The organism is Polynucleobacter sp. 86C-FISCH (genome assembly GCF_018882415.1).
Classification (GTDB): Bacteria; Pseudomonadota; Gammaproteobacteria; order Burkholderiales; family Burkholderiaceae; genus Polynucleobacter.
Window position 1 is genome coordinate 687228 of the sequence record NZ_JACVOL010000001.1, and the last position, 16397, is coordinate 703624.

General features: G+C 46.0%; 18 protein-coding genes and 1 tRNA gene. 6 read left to right on the forward strand and 13 right to left on the reverse strand.

Annotated elements, in window-relative coordinates:
* Positions 1-4: 4 nt before the first annotated feature.
* Both pyk and ICN10_RS03295 read right to left on the reverse strand, forming a co-directional pair.
* Positions 5-1441 carry a pyruvate kinase gene (gene pyk / locus ICN10_RS03290; RefSeq protein WP_216212553.1) on the reverse strand — a complete coding sequence of 479 codons (1437 nt, stop codon included), beginning with the start codon at positions 1439-1441 and terminating at the stop codon, positions 5-7.
* A gap of 2 nt (positions 1442-1443) precedes the next feature.
* Complete coding sequence (locus ICN10_RS03295) at positions 1444-2655, reverse strand: phosphoglycerate kinase (RefSeq protein WP_068319438.1); 1212 nt, start codon at positions 2653-2655, stop codon at positions 1444-1446.
* A 208-nt stretch (positions 2656-2863) separates the two neighbouring features.
* Between ICN10_RS03295 and ICN10_RS03300 the strand changes: the two genes are divergently transcribed.
* The 5 genes from ICN10_RS03300 to ICN10_RS03320 are packed head-to-tail and all read left to right on the forward strand — an operon-like array spanning position 2864 to position 6168.
* Positions 2864-3787 (forward strand): branched-chain amino acid transaminase, encoded by a 924-nt coding sequence (locus tag ICN10_RS03300; protein WP_216212556.1) that lies wholly within the window; start codon positions 2864-2866, stop codon positions 3785-3787.
* Positions 3788-3809: 22 nt separating this feature from the next.
* On the forward strand, positions 3810-3998 hold the full coding sequence (locus ICN10_RS03305) for a zinc-finger domain-containing protein (protein WP_216212558.1): 189 nt from the start codon (positions 3810-3812) through the stop codon (positions 3996-3998).
* Between the two features lie 45 nt (positions 3999-4043).
* Positions 4044-5084 carry a lipopolysaccharide heptosyltransferase II gene (gene waaF / locus ICN10_RS03310; protein ID WP_216212560.1) on the forward strand — a complete coding sequence of 347 codons (1041 nt, stop codon included), beginning with the start codon at positions 4044-4046 and terminating at the stop codon, positions 5082-5084.
* A gap of 17 nt (positions 5085-5101) precedes the next feature.
* The gene (locus tag ICN10_RS03315) at positions 5102-5536 is read left to right on the forward strand and encodes a nuclear transport factor 2 family protein (RefSeq protein WP_068319445.1); all 435 of its coding nucleotides are present in this window, start codon (positions 5102-5104) and stop codon (positions 5534-5536) included.
* 5 nt (positions 5537-5541) lie between these two features.
* On the forward strand, positions 5542-6168 hold the full coding sequence (locus ICN10_RS03320) for a DUF2946 family protein (RefSeq protein ID WP_216212563.1): 627 nt from the start codon (positions 5542-5544) through the stop codon (positions 6166-6168).
* Here the strand turns inward: ICN10_RS03320 and ICN10_RS03325 are convergent.
* Positions 6165-7865 carry a M48 family metalloprotease gene (locus ICN10_RS03325; RefSeq protein ID WP_216212566.1) on the reverse strand — a complete coding sequence of 567 codons (1701 nt, stop codon included), beginning with the start codon at positions 7863-7865 and terminating at the stop codon, positions 6165-6167. The genes ICN10_RS03320 and ICN10_RS03325 overlap by 4 nt on opposite strands.
* A gap of 23 nt (positions 7866-7888) precedes the next feature.
* On the opposite strand from ICN10_RS03325, the gene moaC reads away from it, so the two are divergent.
* Positions 7889-8374 carry a cyclic pyranopterin monophosphate synthase MoaC gene (moaC, locus tag ICN10_RS03330; protein WP_216212569.1) on the forward strand — a complete coding sequence of 162 codons (486 nt, stop codon included), beginning with the start codon at positions 7889-7891 and terminating at the stop codon, positions 8372-8374.
* Between the two features lie 3 nt (positions 8375-8377).
* Here moaC and ICN10_RS03335 read toward each other — a convergent pair whose 3' ends face one another.
* The 10 genes from ICN10_RS03335 to ICN10_RS03380 all read right to left on the reverse strand — a co-directional run bounded on the left by ICN10_RS03335 (position 8378) and on the right by ICN10_RS03380 (position 16336).
* Positions 8378-9274, reverse strand: a complete 897-nt coding sequence (locus ICN10_RS03335; protein ID WP_216212572.1) for an alpha/beta fold hydrolase — start codon at positions 9272-9274, stop codon at positions 8378-8380.
* 43 nt (positions 9275-9317) lie between these two features.
* Positions 9318-9851 (reverse strand): pilin, encoded by a 534-nt coding sequence (locus ICN10_RS03340; protein WP_216212576.1) that lies wholly within the window; start codon positions 9849-9851, stop codon positions 9318-9320.
* Positions 9852-9971: 120 nt separating this feature from the next.
* Positions 9972-10676, reverse strand: coding sequence for a TerC family protein (locus ICN10_RS03345; protein ID WP_216212579.1), 705 nt, complete (start codon positions 10674-10676; stop codon positions 9972-9974).
* Positions 10677-10775: 99 nt separating this feature from the next.
* A complete protein-coding gene (gene sucD / locus ICN10_RS03350) occupies positions 10776-11669 on the reverse strand; it encodes a succinate--CoA ligase subunit alpha (protein ID WP_072582760.1) in 894 nt (297 codons plus the stop codon).
* Between the two features lie 15 nt (positions 11670-11684).
* The gene (sucC, locus tag ICN10_RS03355; RefSeq protein ID WP_011903667.1) at positions 11685-12854 is read right to left on the reverse strand and encodes an ADP-forming succinate--CoA ligase subunit beta; all 1170 of its coding nucleotides are present in this window, start codon (positions 12852-12854) and stop codon (positions 11685-11687) included.
* Between the two features lie 189 nt (positions 12855-13043).
* Positions 13044-13565: a recombination regulator RecX gene (gene recX, locus ICN10_RS03360; RefSeq protein ID WP_216212582.1), complete on the reverse strand. Its 522-nt coding sequence runs from the start codon at positions 13563-13565 to the stop codon at positions 13044-13046.
* A gap of 17 nt (positions 13566-13582) precedes the next feature.
* The gene (gene recA / locus ICN10_RS03365) at positions 13583-14668 is read right to left on the reverse strand and encodes a recombinase RecA (RefSeq protein ID WP_370626215.1); all 1086 of its coding nucleotides are present in this window, start codon (positions 14666-14668) and stop codon (positions 13583-13585) included.
* A gap of 113 nt (positions 14669-14781) precedes the next feature.
* Positions 14782-15324, reverse strand: a complete 543-nt coding sequence (locus ICN10_RS03370; protein ID WP_216212589.1) for a DUF2878 domain-containing protein — start codon at positions 15322-15324, stop codon at positions 14782-14784.
* Positions 15325-15376: 52 nt separating this feature from the next.
* Positions 15377-15453 (reverse strand) — tRNA-Met (locus ICN10_RS03375).
* A 70-nt stretch (positions 15454-15523) separates the two neighbouring features.
* Positions 15524-16336 carry a fumarylacetoacetate hydrolase family protein gene (locus ICN10_RS03380; RefSeq protein ID WP_216212593.1) on the reverse strand — a complete coding sequence of 271 codons (813 nt, stop codon included), beginning with the start codon at positions 16334-16336 and terminating at the stop codon, positions 15524-15526.
* Between the last annotated feature and the right edge of the window lie 61 nt (positions 16337-16397).

The window sequence follows — 16397 nt, forward strand, 5'->3', positions numbered from 1 at the left end:
TGAGTTACTTCACATGAATAATTTTGAGAGTATTGGTTCCACCAGGCTCGCCCATTGGCTCACCAGAGGTCAGTACAACGGTATCGCCCTTTTTGACCGCGCCTATTTTTTTCAGGCATGCCTCTACTTCTTGCAATGCAGTATCACGATCCTTGGTGTAGTCCAAGCCAATTGGTGTCACATTGCGATAAGTGCTTAATGCACGCTGTGTAGCAATCTTGGAGGTCAACGCAAAAATAGGCACATGAATATTGTGACGACTCATCCAAATCGCTGTTGATCCTGAATCAGTCAAAGCTGCAATGGCGTTTGCATTTAAATGATGGGCCGTGAACAGAGCTCCAAGAGCAATGGTTTGATCAATGCGGGTGAAGGTTTGATCCAAAAAGTCGGTATCGAGTTTCACGCGATCTGACTTCTCGGCTTCTACACAAATTTCTGCCATTGCTTTAATGGTCTGCACTGGATACATGCCTGCAGCTGATTCAGCAGATAACATCACTGCATCAGTACCATCCAACACTGCATTCGCAACGTCGCTTACCTCTGCGCGTGTTGGTACTGGGGCGTTAATCATGGACTCCATCATCTGCGTAGCGGTAATCGTAAATTTATCCGCCTCACGCGCCCAAGAAATCATGCGTTTTTGAAGAGCAGGGACAGCAGCATTGCCGACTTCAATGGCTAAATCACCGCGCGCAACCATGATTCCATCGCTTTCAGCAATGATGCTTTTGAGTGCCTCTGGTTCAATAGCTTCGGCACGCTCCACCTTAGCAATTGTTCTGACCTTACCAACGCCATACTTGGCGCTAGCAGCGTCTGCCAGCTTACGGGCATAGGCCATATCGGCACCATCTTTTGGAAAACTGATTGCCAAGAAATCTACGCCCATCGCGATAGCTGCATCTAAGTCAGCGATATCCTTTTCAGTCAGAGCAGGAGCGGTTAAACCACCGCCAGCACGATTGATACCCTTATTGTTCGAGAGCGGTCCACCTTGTTCAACAACGGTAAAAATCTCTCCGCCTTTAACACTCTCAACAGTAAGAACGACTAAGCCGTCATTCAACAAAAGGCGATCACCTGGCTTTACATCGCCTGGTAATTCTTTGTAATCAAGGCCAACCTTGGTTTGGTCACCAAGCTCACAAGCTACATCGAGAGTAAATTTGTCGCCCTCTTTGAGTAAAATTTTATTTTCTGCAAACTTTCCAACACGGATTTTTGGGCCTTGTAAGTCAGCCATGATGCCGACTTCTTTGCCAGCTTCTGCAGAGATGCTTCGCACTAGATCATGGCGTGCTTTATGGTCAGCTACAGTACCGTGAGAGAAATTCATCCGCACCACATCGACGCCGGCACGAATCATGTCACGCAACACTTCAGGCTTTTCTGAGGCAGGCCCTAGGGTTGCAATGATCTTTGTTGCTCTCAACATATTTAGTCTTTCGCTCTTTCAGCAAGTACTGCAAAGGCTGGCAAGGTTTTGCCTTCAAGGAACTCCAAGAAGGCGCCGCCGCCAGTAGAGATGTAATCCACTTGATTCTCAATACCGTACTTCGCGATAGCTGCCAAAGTATCGCCACCGCCAGCAATAGAGAAAGCTGGTGAATGTGCGATAGCTGCTGCCAACATTTTGGTGCCACCACCAAACTGATCGATTTCAAAAACGCCTAATGGGCCATTCCAAACAATCGTGCCAGCATGAGCAAGCATGATTGATAAACGCGCCGCAGTCTTTGGACCAATGTCCAAAATCATGTCGTCTTCTGCAACTTGATCTGCAGGCACGCGGTTTGCACGGGCCAATGGAGACAGTTCATTTGCGACAACAACGTCTTCTGGAATAGGAACGTGAGCGCCACGCTTTTCCATGATCTCCATGATTTCTCTGGCCTCATCAACCAAATCAGGTTCAGCAAGAGATTTACCAATAGGTAAGCCTTTGGCCAACATGAAGGTATTAGCGATACCGCCGCCAACAATCAACTCATCCACTTTTTCTGACAAAGCCTTAAGGATAGTGAGCTTAGAAGAAACCTTGGAGCCCGCTACGATTGCTACTAAAGGACGTTTCGGACTTGCTAATGCACGACTCAAGGCATCTAACTCAGCAGCCATCAAAGGACCAGCGCAAGCTATAGGAGCAAACTTCGCCACACCATGAGTAGTTGCTTCGGCGCGATGAGCAGTTCCAAATGCATCGTTTACATAAACATCACACAATGCAGCAATCTTTTTTGCCAATTCGTCGTTGTTCTTTTTTTCGCCAACATTAAGACGACAGTTCTCTAGCAATACCAGCTCACCTGGATTTACCTCGAAGCCGCCATTCACCCAATCGCTAATTAAAGGAACTTTGCGATTCAGCAGACTTGCAATTCGGTCAGCAACAGGAGCCAAACTATCTTCCGGTTTAAATTCACCTTCGGTTGGACGGCCTAAATGAGAAGTCACCATGACTGCTGCCCCAGCATCCAAACACATCTGCACAGCAGGCATTGATGCCCGAATTCGAGTGTCTTCAGTAATATTTCCAGCCTCGTCCTGGGGGACATTCAGATCAGCACGGATAAGAACCCGCTTACCCTTTAATTGACCTGATTGGGCTAATTCGCTTAAACGCTTAACTTTAAATAAGGATTCCGGCATGAGTTTGGGTAAATTTGTGGTTTATGGGGAATGTTCCATTCTAAAGGCTCCGACCCATTTACCCTAAGGATCCAAGCCGACAGACTGCCCTGCCTGCTCTACAATAAGGACTTAAATGCATTCTGGGCTGAAAGACCAATATCTACCGGCCTGATGCCTTACTAAAACCGCTTTTATAGATACTTAATAGACACAAAAGGTAAAGAAAATGTCGATGTCCGACCGCGATGGCTTTATTTGGACTGATGGGAAGCTAATTCCTTGGCGTGAGGCCAATGTTCACGTGTTAACACACAGCCTACACTACGGCATGGGCGTATTTGAGGGCATTCGAGCCTACAAAACCCCCCAGGGAACTGCCATTTTCCGCCTTCCAGAGCACGTAAAACGCCTGTTTAACGGAACTAAGATCTTCCAAATGAACATGCCTTATAGCCCCGAAGAGGTCACCAAGGGCATTATCGATACGGTAAATAGCAATAAGCTAGAAGCCTGCTATATCCGCCCGATCATCTTTATTGGCTCCCAAAAGCTGGGAATCTCCCCAAAAGGGAACAGTATTCATACCTCAATCGCCGCCTGGGAATGGGGTGCCTATTTGGGTGAAGATGGCCTAAACAAGGGTATTCGCGTCAAAACCTCCTCTTTTACCCGCCACTTTGTAAATTCCTCCCTGGTGCGCGCTAAGGCCTCTGGCTACTACATCAACTCCATTTTGGCCAATCAAGAAGTGACCGCCAATGGATATGACGAAGCTTTATTGCTCGATACCGAAGGTTATGTATCTGAAGGCTCTGGCGAAAACCTCTTCATGGTTCGCAATGGCATCGTATACACACCAGACTTAGCTTCTTGCTTGGATGGCATCACACGTGATTCCATTATTCAGATCGCTAAAGACCTCGGTTATGAAGTTCGTGAAAAGCGTATCACTCGCGACGAAGTTTATTCTGCTGACGAAGCATTCTTCACCGGCACTGCTGCTGAAGTAACTCCAATTCGTGAATTAGACGATCGCACTATTGGTGATGGCAAACGTGGTCCGATCACTGAAAAAATTCAGAAGACGTATTTTGATGCGGTTTACGGCAGAAACGATAAATACAAATCTTGGCTCACCTACGTAAAGTAACTTCGGTAATTAGGAACAGCATATGACTCAAGCTCAAGTTGTGATGGTGGATGGCAAAGACTTGCCGTTACATTGCCCCACCAATAAAACACCAGCATGGAACTCACATCCACGCGTTTTCTTAGACATTACTAAAACCGGTGAAGCGAAGTGTCCTTATTGCGGCGCAGAGTACAAGATCATTCCCGGCACTGAGCCACACGGTCACTAAGCCTTATCAGCGCCTCCCAGTGAGGCGCTGAGTCGGGATACATTCATGCACAGTATTCTGATCATCGCCCCAAATTGGATTGGGGATGCAGTAATGACACAGCCCTTGCTGGCGTCTCTCAAAGCACAATACCCAGAATCAAAAATTGATGTACTAGCCAGCACCTGGGTTGCTCCTATCTATCGCGCTTGTTCTGAAGTACACGAAGTCATCGAAGCAAAGTTTGAGCACAAACAATTGCAATGGAGCTTACGTAAAGAATTAGCCAGTAAGCTTGCGCTAAAAAAATATCAGGCGTGTTTTGTATTGCCTAATAGCTTGAAGTCAGCACTGATTCCATGGCTTACTAATATTCCTTTTCGAATTGGCTATCGCGGTGAATTGCGCTTTGGCTTAATTAACGTAGCACTAAATAATCCAAGCAAAGTAAATCGGCCGCCGATGGTTGAGCACTATCTTGCATTGGGGCAGCTCTTAAATGGCGGGCAGGCTTCACCAACAACGGGCAATCTCACGCCAAAGTTAAATGTATCTAGTCCAGCTCATCACTCGGTACAAGCTAAATTAAAAGCTGCCCACATTGATGAGTCACATATTTACGTAATGTGCCCTGGCGCAGAGTATGGTCCAACTAAACGTTGGCCAACTGGCCACTTTGCGGAATTGGCGCAAAGCATTGTTACCAATAACCCAAATAATCAAATCATCCTTTTAGGCAGCAAAGGTGACCACTCTCTCGCCCAAGAAATCCAAGCCAAAGCCAAATATGATGGTCATATCCATAACTGGTGTGGCGATACCTCTCTTGATGAAGCCATTGCCCTAATCGGCATAAGTAAAGCAGTTATCAGCAATGACTCCGGCTTAATGCATATTGCGGCAGCTCTCAAAACACCACAAGTTGCAATTTTTGGGTCAAGCGATCCCGCTCATACGCCACCACTGTCTGATAAAGCTAAAGTCATTTGGCTGAATCTACCTTGCAGCCCATGTCATAAGCGGGAGTGCCCTCTAGGCCATCTCAAGTGCTTAAATGACATTTCGCCGGCGCAGGTATTCGCTACACTGAATACATTGCAGACCTAACTCAGGAAAAGTAAGCCATGCCTAAACTTGCCAGACTCTTTCAAAATGCAGATGATGTTGTCGAAGCATGGCGTGATGCACTGAGCCATCGTGACGTACAAAGTGCTTTAGATATTTGGCTGGATGATGATTCCATTACTTGCGTTCTCCCTGAGGGGCATCGCCTAACTGGACATGCAGAAATTCGCGAGGGCTTGGAACGACTGCTTGCAAAACAACCACTATTCCTAGAGCCTATCGCATGCATTAGTCACTCTGTACTTGGTGCTGCTGTATATGACACGACTGAAGCTGTTCATTTACGAGCAGATCAAGTTGAAGCAGAATTTTTCCTCAACATCACACTGGTGCTGCTGCAAGATAGTCAGGGATGGCGTATTGCGCACTTACATGCAAGTCATTCCACCGAAGATACTTTCGACGCACCCTCTACACCACACGGCTTGCACTAAACACTATGGATGATCAAGTACTTCGGTCACTGATGAAGTGGCCAAATGTGCCTGATTGCTTTGGTTGGCTTGCTCTAGATCGTCGTGGCCAATGGCGGATGCGCGATGAATTTGCTCAACAAAATCGTCTTCCAGGACAAGCTATTCAACATGTTGCTCTCAATGATTTTATTGCTCGCAACTACGCATGTGATGAACTCGGAAGGTATTTTTTTCAAAATGGTCCGCAGCGTGTCTTTATTACGCTAGATGCTACCCCCTGGATTGCACGCATCATCCCCAATGATCAAGGCGACCAATTTCTTACTCAATGCCATAACGTCATTGATCCAGATTCAGCTCTAAGCGATGAAAACGGCAATATTTACATTGTTGGCAAAGTAGATCAAACAATCTATGACAGCAGCAACATTGGTAATGAAAAAAGCCAATTTCTTAAAAGAGAAACTCAAGCAATTGCCCTGTTGCATGATCACGATCTAGATCATTTTTCTGAGCTAGCCAAACTCCGCGAAGAAGCCTGTAGCTTTGGGGGATCCTGGTCTTGGCAAGGAAAGCAACTTCCACTAGACCCCATACATTCCCAAGAGTTTGCTACGCGCTTTCGTTACCAAGCTACGCCGCAACCTTAACCAGGAGCTTGCTTACCTTGCTCCTTGAGCTCATCTTGATATTGCCTCTGCATTTCACGCAAACGAGCATCAATACTGGAGCCCTGGTAAAAATCGGCCCCACCAGCTGAGCGAGCAATACGAAGTTGTTCAATTGCTGAAGGCCAAGCCCCCTCAAGGGCATATTTTTCACCAAGCGCGTAATGACGCATAGGGACATTACCAGCCTGATCATAAGACTTGGACAATAAATTCCACCACACAATTTCATTAGGCTGAGATCTAGTTCGCGCCTTTAACCAAGTGATCGCATCATTGGTACGGCCGAGTTTTAGCTCAGCATTAATCATTGCCGCACCAGCTGCATAAGATTGTGGATATGCACGTAACGTTGCCTGAGCAATTTGCAGGGCTTCTTCACCCTTGCCTTTGGCCAAAGCTAATTCAGAAGCGGTGATATCCAAAGACAGACTCTGCCTTTGGATCGGCGAGCCTGGCGCGCTGGCCTTCTGGGCTAAATTACGGGCCTGCTGCAAATTAGCTTCAGCTTGATCAATTTTTCCTTGACGCTGAGCAATGAGAGCTAAGCCATAGAAACCTTCTAACTGTTTTCCAATTTGAGGCTGCTTACTCAAGCTATCAAAAGTATTTTTTAAGTCGTAGAGTCCGCTTGAGCTGCCTGCTTGCTCCATGCGTGCCCTTGCCTTGATGAAATAAAACTCAACGGAACTTGGCACGTTGCGCGTTGCCACAGTCCGCGCCCGATCTTGCATATCAGCAATACGATCTGTTGTTAAGGGGTGGGTGCGTACGTAGGCAGGCACACCTTTATCCATAATGCCGGTGGCCTTTTGTAAGCGCTGGAAAAAGCCCGGCGCACCATTTACATCGTATCCACTGGCCTCCAAAATCTGAAAGCCAACACGATCAGCTTCACGCTCTGCATCCCTGGAATAGGACAGCTGATTATCAATCGCTGCCGCTTGACCGCCCTGCATAAGTCCAGCTGCTGCCTGCGGATTGCGCGACATTGCCAAGGCTCCAAGCACCATACCGGCAATCGCAATCATCGTATTGGTGGCCTGCTTATCCATCTGACGAGCTAGGTGACGCTGTAATACGTGGCCCGTTTCATGCCCCATGACTGAAGCAACCTCAGAATCAGATTCTGCACTCACAATCAAGCCCGTATGAAAACCAATAAATCCTCCGGGTAAAGCAAACGCATTAATACTGCTGTCTTTAACAGCAAACACTTCGAAGTTATACGCTCCGCTACCCTGCTCGTTTGCGCCACCAAGCTGCAGTTTTTTTGCAGCCTGTAGCAAGCGGCGCTCCATCTGATTCAGAAAATCATAAAGAGGCAAGTCATTTGAGTAATCAGGATCAGGACGAATCTGGCGCATGATCATTTCGCCATATTTACGCTCATCCACTCGACTTAATGCGTCGCCTCCTGGATCGCCCATATCCGGCAAAACAATAGCTGGCTGACTGCGCAAAGCGCTTCGTGTTGGAGCGTTAGCCGGACGCGCATCGGGTGACTGCATGGCCCTGCCAATATTCTGAATAGCAGCAGAATTACCTTCTACGGAGACGTCCCCTGCAGGAGTTGCAGCATAAGCAGGAAAACCAGAGAAAGTTAGCCCCAACATTAGCCAAACGGCCAAAGTACGGCGCAAAAATATGGTTTTTGGATCTGACTTTATGTCTTGCATCTCTATATGGTAAAACTTATCCCATGAACAAACTAACTCATTTTGATGCCAGCGGGCAAGCCCACATGGTAAACGTTGGTGATAAGCCTAACACCCATCGTATCGCCATAGCTACCGGCAAGATCACTATGCTTCCCGAAACCTTCAAAATGGTCGAAGCTGGCACCCATAAAAAGGGGGATGTCCTAGGTATCGCCAGAATTGCAGGTATTCAGGCATCCAAGAGAACGTCAGACTTGATTCCCCTTTGCCACCCGTTAGCCCTAACCCACGTTAGCTTGGAGCTTCAAACCAACCCCCAAGACAGCAGCATTACCTGCCAAGTAAGAGCCGAAACTACAGGGCCTACTGGTGTGGAAATGGAAGCTCTCACCGCAGTCCAGGTAGCCCTTCTCACAATCTACGATATGTGCAAAGCAGTAGACCGTGGCATGGTCATGGGTGATGTGAAACTACTAGAGAAGAGTGGCGGCAAAAGTGGTGAGTGGAAATCCAGCAACCCAGCCTAACAATTACTTTGACTTTAAAAATTCAATGTAATTGGTAGCAACCTCTTTAGGGGTCTCAAGCATCAATAGGTGGCCGGCTTCGTTGACAACCAAGTATCGATTTTTTGGATACTTTTGCCGTATCTTTTGAATGTCTACAACATCAAAAATCCCATCTTGTTTTCCCCACATAATAAGAGCAGGGATAGGCGATGCTGGATTTTTTTCAATCTCGTATAAATACAGATTAACGATATCCCATACCTGCTGATAGTGGCGGTTAGACTTTTGATAATCAGCGATTAGACTCTGTTGAAGAGATTCCGGCACTACAGGCGGCTTATAAAACAAAAGCTGCATTTCTAGATTGAGTTGATCCACAGAAATAGGGATAAGGGGATTAATGCCCTGATAAAGAGCACTCTTAACTTGCGTACTCCAGCCGCTAATGCCTAATGGCGATCCAATGAAGGCAAGCGACCTTACTTGCATCGGATAGGCTCGCGCATACATACTTGCGATTGCGCCACCCATAGAACTTCCGGCAAGATCTAATTTCTGAATATTTAATGCATTTGTAAATTCATGCAGTAGCCTAACTTGATTTTCTAATTTGTAATCAACGATAGGAAAGGGAGCGCTTTTTCCATATCCAGGCAAGTCAGGCGCAATCACCAAATAACCAGCAGCAGATATATAGCAAACAAGCTCTGACCATTGCTCCTTTTGCGCAAAAAGACCATGCAATAAAAGAATGGGGGCACCCTTACCGGCTTTAAGGTATTCAACAGTGCCGCCGCCGATGGGAATAGTTTTCACTTCGATATTGCATGTGCCAGACACAGTCTGAGCACCAACGCCGCCGATGAATAAAAATATGGCAGCAAATAAGTAGAAAAATTTCAGAAATATACGATTCATATCTCTACTATACAAATAAGCCGCCCAAGGGCGGCTATTTAACTTATTTATTTGTGATTCTGCACTCCGACGGCAGCAATTGGGGAATCAAATTAGTCTCCGTTGATCTACATGACCATCCACCAGCCCAAGTTGAGCCTTCTGGCTTTGACAGATCCAATGGCTTAGGAGAATTGGCATCAGGCTCATTAGTAGGGACTAAATGCAGGGTATTTTTACCTTCTGGCGCAACACTCACCTGGTAGTCGATTGCGATTGCTCCTGACGGAGTGACTTCAATTAACTTCACGCTGCGAGTTGGTGTAAACGTAAAAGATCCATGGGTTGCTTCATCCATTACTACAGTGCCACGACTTGCAAACGCTTCGGTTACTGCTAACTTCGCGCTTGAAGATAAATTCATACCTTCCACAACACGACTTCGAGCAATGTAATCTTGATATTGCGGCACTGCTACGGCAACTAAGATGCCAATGATGGCCACAACCACCATCACTTCAATCAAGGTAAATCCAGACTCTGATAGTTGATCTTGATGGGTTTGTATATTTTCAAATTGATTGCTGAGACTCTGCATATTTTCCTGCTCCCGAGGTGAAATACCTCATGATCCAGTCTACGCCCCATGCTCACAAGGAAGCTACTAATAAAAAAGCCGGCTTTGAAGGCCGGCTTTTCTGATTCAACTGTAAGAAAATCAATGCGCTTTTGCAGCATTCCTTTTCTTCAGATAAGTGCCTACTAAAATCACGATAACGACGCCAATTACTTCAAATGCAAGTTTGGCATCACCTAAAGCAGCCTGAATGCTGTCTTTGATAGCGGGATCATCAACCAACATTCCACCAGCCAACAGACCCAAAAGTCCGGCGCCCAAAGTAATGATGATTGGGAAACGCTCCATCACCTTCAGCAACATAGCGCTACCAAAAATGATCAATGGAATAGACATTCCCAAGCCAATGATCAACAAGAGGAGACGAGTCTCTTCTGGACCTTTTTGTGCTGCTGCTGCAACTGCCAATACGTTATCCAAGCTCATTACTAAGTCGGCGATCAAGATCGTGCGAATAGCGGCCCAGATGCTGGTCTTGGCTTCCATATGCTCTTCACCACCGCTATCAGATAAAAGCTGAATACCGATGTAAAGCAATAACAAGCCACCAACAATTTTTAAGTACGGCAAAGTAAGCAATGCTACTGCTGTAATGGTAAGCACGACACGCAAAATAATTGCGGCAGCACTACCCCAGAAAATTGCTTTCTTTTGTTGTGCTGGTGGCAAATTACGTGATGCTAAAGCGATCACAACTGCGTTATCGCCAGATAACAAAATATTTGCAACAACGATTGATAAAAGCGCCGCCCAAAAGGTAGCGTCAGAAAATGCTGATAAATCCATGGTGTCTCCTACGTTTCTCTTATGTTTTATTTTATTTTTAACTACTGGGTACTACAAAAAAGGATGCTGTTTTAGCAGCACCCTTTTCCTAAACACTAATTACAACATGGCTTTCAATAAAGCAGCCATTTCTGATGGGTTCTTTGTTACTTTGAAGCCACACTCTTCCATAACGGCAAGCTTGGCATCTGCAGTATCAGCACCGCCAGAAATCAACGCGCCTGCGTGACCCATACGCTTGCCTGGAGGCGCTGTAACGCCGGCAATAAAGCCAACTACTGGCTTCTTCATATTGTCTTTGCACCAGCGGGCTGCTTCAGCTTCATCTGGACCGCCGATTTCACCAATCATGATCACAGCATCAGTCTCTGGATCCTCATTGAACATTCTCATGATGTCGATGTGCTTCAAGCCATTAATTGGGTCGCCACCAATACCTACTGCTGTGGACTGGCCTAAACCAATTGCTGTCAACTGACCAACTGCTTCATAAGTCAATGTACCGGAACGGCTAACAACACCAATGCGGCCTTTCTTATGAATATGACCAGGCATGATGCCGATCTTGAGTTCATCTGGAGTGATAATGCCTGGGCAGTTAGGGCCGAGCAACAAAGTCTTCTTGCCGCCAGCAGCTTCTTTTGCATGCATCTTGTTACGCACTTCAAGCATGTCACGCACTGGAATGCCTTCAGTAATACAGATAACGAAGTCGAGGTCAGCCTCAACCGCTTCCCAAATCGCAGCAGCCGCGCCAGGAGGCGGAACATAGATAACAGAAGTAGTTGCACCAGTTTGCTGTGCAGCCTCTTTAACAGTCCCATAAATAGGAATATTAAAAATGGACTCGCCAGCTTTTTTAGGATTTACACCGGCAACAAAACAGTTTTTACCGTTTGCGTATTCCTGACATTTTTCAGTATGGAACTGACCTGTCTTACCAGTAATACCTTGTGTAATGACTTTGGTGTTTTTATTGATCAAAATAGACATATTGAAATTCCTGGATTATTTGTTTTTGGCAACAGCAGCAACTACCTTAGTAGCAGCTTCAGCCATTGAATCGGCGCTAATAATTGGCAAACCAGAGTCTGCAAGAATCTTCTTGCCCAACTCTTCGTTAGTGCCCTTCATACGCACAACCAAAGGTACTGTGAGGTTTACTGCTTTACATGCAGTAACAACACCGTCAGCGATCACGTCACAACGCATAATGCCGCCGAAGATGTTTACCAAAATAGCTTCAACACTCTTGTTCTTCAACATGATCTTGAATGCTTCAGTTACTTTTTCTGCTGTAGCACCGCCGCCAACGTCCAAGAAGTTCGCTGGCTCGCCACCGAACAATTTAATGGTATCCATTGTGGCCATCGCCAAGCCTGCACCGTTCACTAAACAGCCGATATTGCCATCTAAAGAAATGTAAGCAAGGTCAAATTTTGAAGCTTCAATTTCAGCAGCATCTTCTTCATCGATATCGCGATAAGCAACGATCTCTGGATGACGGAACAATGCGTTTGGATCAAAGTTGAACTTGGCATCCAAAGCCTTGATTTTGCCGTTGCCCTCAAGGATTAATGGGTTGATTTCAACCAATGATGCATCCGTATCCCAGTAAGTCTTGTAAAGGTTTTTGAATACGTCGCGTGCCATTGGAATAGACGCTTCAGGAACGCCAATACCTTTAGCAACGATATCGCAATCAGCATCTGTCAAACCAACCATCGGATCAACAAATACTTTAATAATTTTTTCTGGATGAGATTCTGCAACTTCCTCAATATCCATACCGCCTTCGCTAGAAGCCATGATCACATTCTTTTGCGTGCCGCGGTCTGTAACGATACTGAAGTAGTACTCTTTTTTAATATCAGCGCCATCTTCGATTAAGAGACGATTTACTTTTTGACCTTCTGGTCCAGTTTGATGCGTCTTGAGCTGCATGCCCAAAATTTCAGAAGCATATTTCTTTACTTCGTCCATGCTTCTAGCCAATTTCACGCCGCCGCCTTTACCGCGACCACCAGCATGAATCTGTGCTTTTACAACCCATACTGGGCCACCTAATTTTTCAGCAGCTTTCACTGCCTCATCAACACTAAATGCAGGAATGCCATTAGGAACAGGCACATTAAATTGGCGAAGAAGTTCTTTGCCTTGGTACTCGTGAATTTTCATAATTACTCCGAAACGGTATCTTTTTTAGCAAGCGATGAGGATTAGTAAAACCGATGTCGCCACAATCTCATACTTACTCTAGAAGCTGGCTATATTTGCCAAATTTGAATAAATGCGAACGGCTTGACCGACTCCATAAGTCTATCATGCTGCAACGCCGCAAATAGCGTTTTTCGATCCGTAATTGCCCTAATCAGGGGTTTGACCGCCTATGACCTTGGCCACAATATCGGACCCAAACCCCTTGGAAGCTAGGAATCGGTACTGTCTGGCGCGTTCCTTTTGTTCAGTCGCACGCTGGCCATATTTGCGCATCCAAAGGTCATAAGCGCGCTGGAATTCGGTCTCTTTTAAGACTCCCAGTAATTTGGCTGACTGCTTAGAATCTACCCCCGCCCTTTCGAGCTCGTCGGCAATCTTTCTCATGCCGTACCGCTCACTGCGGCGGCGAACCAAGGCCTCAGCAAAACGCTCGTCAGACAACCAGCCGCGAGCCTCAAAATCATCCAAAACCGCTTCAATCTGGGTATTTCTAGATTCCGGGGTTTGTTCTACCTGATCTCCACCTAACTTACCCCACCTAGCCTCAGATTCAGCCAATTTGGCGGCTAAACCCTTGCGGCTGTATTCTCGCTGCGATAAAAGGCGCAAAGCCCGAGCTTTGAGACTCGGGCTTTGTTTAGGCTTTTTATTGCTACTTGACTCTGACATTGAGTTATTCAACGCGATTATTCGACTTCTTCTTCCTCAGCCAGCACATCAGTCACTACTGCTGAACCAGCTTTCACGCCAAGCTTCTCACGAATCTTTTTCTCAATATCTTGAGCAATGGCTGGGTTCTCTTTTAAGAACTCGCGCACATTGTCCTTACCTTGACCAATACGATCACCGTTGTAGCTATACCAAGAACCTGACTTTTCAACGAGGTCAGCCTCAACACCCATATCAATGATTTCGCCTTCTCTAGAAATACCAGCGCCGTACATGATGTCAAAAATGGCTTCACGGAATGGAGGAGAAACTTTGTTCTTCACAACCTTAACGCGAGTTTCGTTACCAACAACCTCATCGCCTTTTTTGATGCTACCGATGCGGCGAATATCTAAACGCATAGAGGCATAGAACTTCAAAGCGTTACCGCCAGTAGTTGTTTCTGGTGAACCAAACATCACACCAATCTTCATACGAATCTGGTTAATGAAGATCACAGTGGTGTTGGTACGCTTGATCGCACCAGTCAACTTACGCAAAGCTTGGCTCATCAAGCGTGCCTGCAAACCCGGCAAGGAATCGCCCATATCGCCTTCGATCTCAGCCCTTGGAACTAAGGCAGCAACTGAGTCGATCACGATTAGATCAATCGAACCTGAACGGACTAATGCATCAGCAATTTCTAAAGCTTGCTCGCCAGTATCTGGTTGAGAGATCAACAAATTATTTACATCAACACCGAGGCGTGATGCGTACTGCACATCAAGAGCATGTTCCGCATCAATAAATGCACAAGTGCCGCCAAGCTTTTGCATTTCTGCAATTGCATGCAATGTGAGTGTTGTTTTGCCTGAAGATTCTGGACCGTAAATTTCAATTACGCGCCCACGCGCAAGACCACCAACTCCAAGAGCGATATCTAATCCGAGTGAACCGCTAGAAACTACCTGAATATCTTGACTAATTTCGGCATCGCCCAATCTCATGATTGAACCTTTGCCAAACTGTTTCTCAATTTGTGCCAGCGCTGCAGTTAATGCTTTCTGTTTGTCCCCGCTCATTCCTTCAAATTCTGAAGAGGCTGATTGTTTTTTGTTATCCAAGGCCATTTTTTATTCCCTTTTCACTATGTACTGGGCTTTTTCCCGAAGTTTATCTACTGTGTAACAACTTAGGAGTTACTGTATATAAAAACAGTAGTATTTGCAAGCGACTTTTAAAGCGAATTTACGGATTTTTTACTAAGCTGGGTTTGATTGGCTCGATCCCAGTAGAAAAAGAGGGGAATAGCTATAGCCCAGACCACCCCAACGAGGATAAATCCAGTGATTTGACCGCCTGAACCCCATCCTCCAGCACCCATCCGGATACCAGCCTCATAGGACATTGGGCCTGCAATACCGCCTAATACAGCCCCTAAAACAGGTCTGCCTCGCAACCAAGTCAAGGAACCATTGATGGTGGTTGCCACCAAAACCCACAAAACCCACATCCATAGGGGTGATAAGAAAGGCGATGGCCAATCATCCTGAAAATCCAGATAACCTAAATGCATGATGAGGGTGTCCGCCACCAACCCAAAGACAAAAGCTTTGAATAAAAGGTTAATTTCTGTTTTTGGGGAAGGTGAGCGCCAGGCGTGGAAAACAATATAGGCCAGAGTGCCAACAACCGCCCAAAGCACCTGTTTATTGGCCGCGCCCAGCACGCAGGCAAACCAACCAAGCTGGAAAATAACAAAGTTCCAAAATTTAGCCATATCCAGCACCCTAAGAAAAAGGCCACTGCCGAGGGGCAATGGCCTTTAGATTTGGTGGCGAATCAGGGATTTGAACCCCGGACCTGCGGATTATGATTCCGTCGCTCTAACCAGCTGAGCTAATTCGCCGAAGGTGAGATTTTAGCTTATTTGACCAAAATGCTCAATGAACTCACCTTGGACTCAATATTTAGGCAAATCAGACGATCTTTATCACCAAATCCGGCAAATTATCGATACTGCAACGAACGATGTCCCCGCGCACAACTGGGCCGACATTCTCAGGCGTTCCCGAGTAAATAATATCCCCGGGGAATAATTCATTTGCTTCTGAAAGCTTCGAAATCTGCTCTGCAACAGACCAAATCATTTGATCTAAGTTGGCTCTTTGCTTTGTAACGCCATTGACCGAAAGTGAAATTGTTCCCTTGGTGAAATGCCCCACTTGATTCACTGGGAAAATTGGTCCAATCGGTGCAGAGTGATCAAATGATTTACCAATTTCCCAAGGCTTCTTCTGGTCGCCCATGAAGCGCTGCAAATCGCGACGCGTCATATCAAGACCTAAGGCATAACCGAACACACGCTCAAGCGCTTTTTCAACAGGGATATTTTTACCACCCTTGTTTAGGGCTGCAACCAACTCAACCTCATAGTGATAGTTTTTAGTTAGTGATGGATAAGGATGATCAATTATCTTGTTTGGCGCCACAAACTGAATAGCATCTGTCGGTTTTTGAAAAAAGAATGGTGGTTCACGCGTTGGGTCTGACCCCATCTCGCGAGCATGCGCCGCATAATTTCTTCCGATGCAATAAATGCGACGCACCGGAAATTCTGCATTACCGCCTGCAATCGGTATCAATGTTTGAGGTACAGAAAATGGGGTTGCTATTGCATCCGCCCCTTTATGAGCTTGAGCGCCTACTGCAATACCCGTCAACGAAAGTGAAGCAACGCCAAGCTTGATTGCATTGCGGCGATTTAACAGATCATCATTTTTAACTGACATTACCTAGCTCCCTAAATAAACAGACTTCACCATCTTTTAATTGATACATTACAGCAACATT

Excerpts from the sequence above, each read along its gene's own strand:
- pyk (WP_216212553.1), bottom strand. The coding sequence starts at position 1,441 with ATGTTGAGAGCAACAAAGATCATTGCAACCCTAGGGCCTGCCTCAGAA.
- ICN10_RS03295 (WP_068319438.1), bottom strand. The coding sequence starts at position 2,655 with ATGCCGGAATCCTTATTTAAAGTTAAGCGTTTAAGCGAATTAGCCCAA.
- ICN10_RS03300 (WP_216212556.1), top strand. The coding sequence starts at position 2,864 with ATGTCGATGTCCGACCGCGATGGCTTTATTTGGACTGATGGGAAGCTA.
- ICN10_RS03305 (WP_216212558.1), top strand. The coding sequence starts at position 3,810 with ATGACTCAAGCTCAAGTTGTGATGGTGGATGGCAAAGACTTGCCGTTA.
- waaF (WP_216212560.1), top strand. The coding sequence starts at position 4,044 with ATGCACAGTATTCTGATCATCGCCCCAAATTGGATTGGGGATGCAGTA.
- ICN10_RS03315 (WP_068319445.1), top strand. The coding sequence starts at position 5,102 with ATGCCTAAACTTGCCAGACTCTTTCAAAATGCAGATGATGTTGTCGAA.
- ICN10_RS03320 (WP_216212563.1), top strand. The coding sequence starts at position 5,542 with ATGGATGATCAAGTACTTCGGTCACTGATGAAGTGGCCAAATGTGCCT.
- ICN10_RS03325 (WP_216212566.1), bottom strand. The coding sequence starts at position 7,865 with ATGCAAGACATAAAGTCAGATCCAAAAACCATATTTTTGCGCCGTACT.
- moaC (WP_216212569.1), top strand. The coding sequence starts at position 7,889 with ATGAACAAACTAACTCATTTTGATGCCAGCGGGCAAGCCCACATGGTA.
- ICN10_RS03335 (WP_216212572.1), bottom strand. The coding sequence starts at position 9,274 with ATGAATCGTATATTTCTGAAATTTTTCTACTTATTTGCTGCCATATTT.
- ICN10_RS03340 (WP_216212576.1), bottom strand. The coding sequence starts at position 9,851 with ATGCAGAGTCTCAGCAATCAATTTGAAAATATACAAACCCATCAAGAT.
- ICN10_RS03345 (WP_216212579.1), bottom strand. The coding sequence starts at position 10,676 with ATGGATTTATCAGCATTTTCTGACGCTACCTTTTGGGCGGCGCTTTTA.
- sucD (WP_072582760.1), bottom strand. The coding sequence starts at position 11,669 with ATGTCTATTTTGATCAATAAAAACACCAAAGTCATTACACAAGGTATT.
- sucC (WP_011903667.1), bottom strand. The coding sequence starts at position 12,854 with ATGAAAATTCACGAGTACCAAGGCAAAGAACTTCTTCGCCAATTTAAT.
- recX (WP_216212582.1), bottom strand. The coding sequence starts at position 13,565 with ATGTCAGAGTCAAGTAGCAATAAAAAGCCTAAACAAAGCCCGAGTCTC.
- ICN10_RS03370 (WP_216212589.1), bottom strand. The coding sequence starts at position 15,324 with ATGGCTAAATTTTGGAACTTTGTTATTTTCCAGCTTGGTTGGTTTGCC.
- ICN10_RS03380 (WP_216212593.1), bottom strand. The coding sequence starts at position 16,336 with ATGTCAGTTAAAAATGATGATCTGTTAAATCGCCGCAATGCAATCAAG.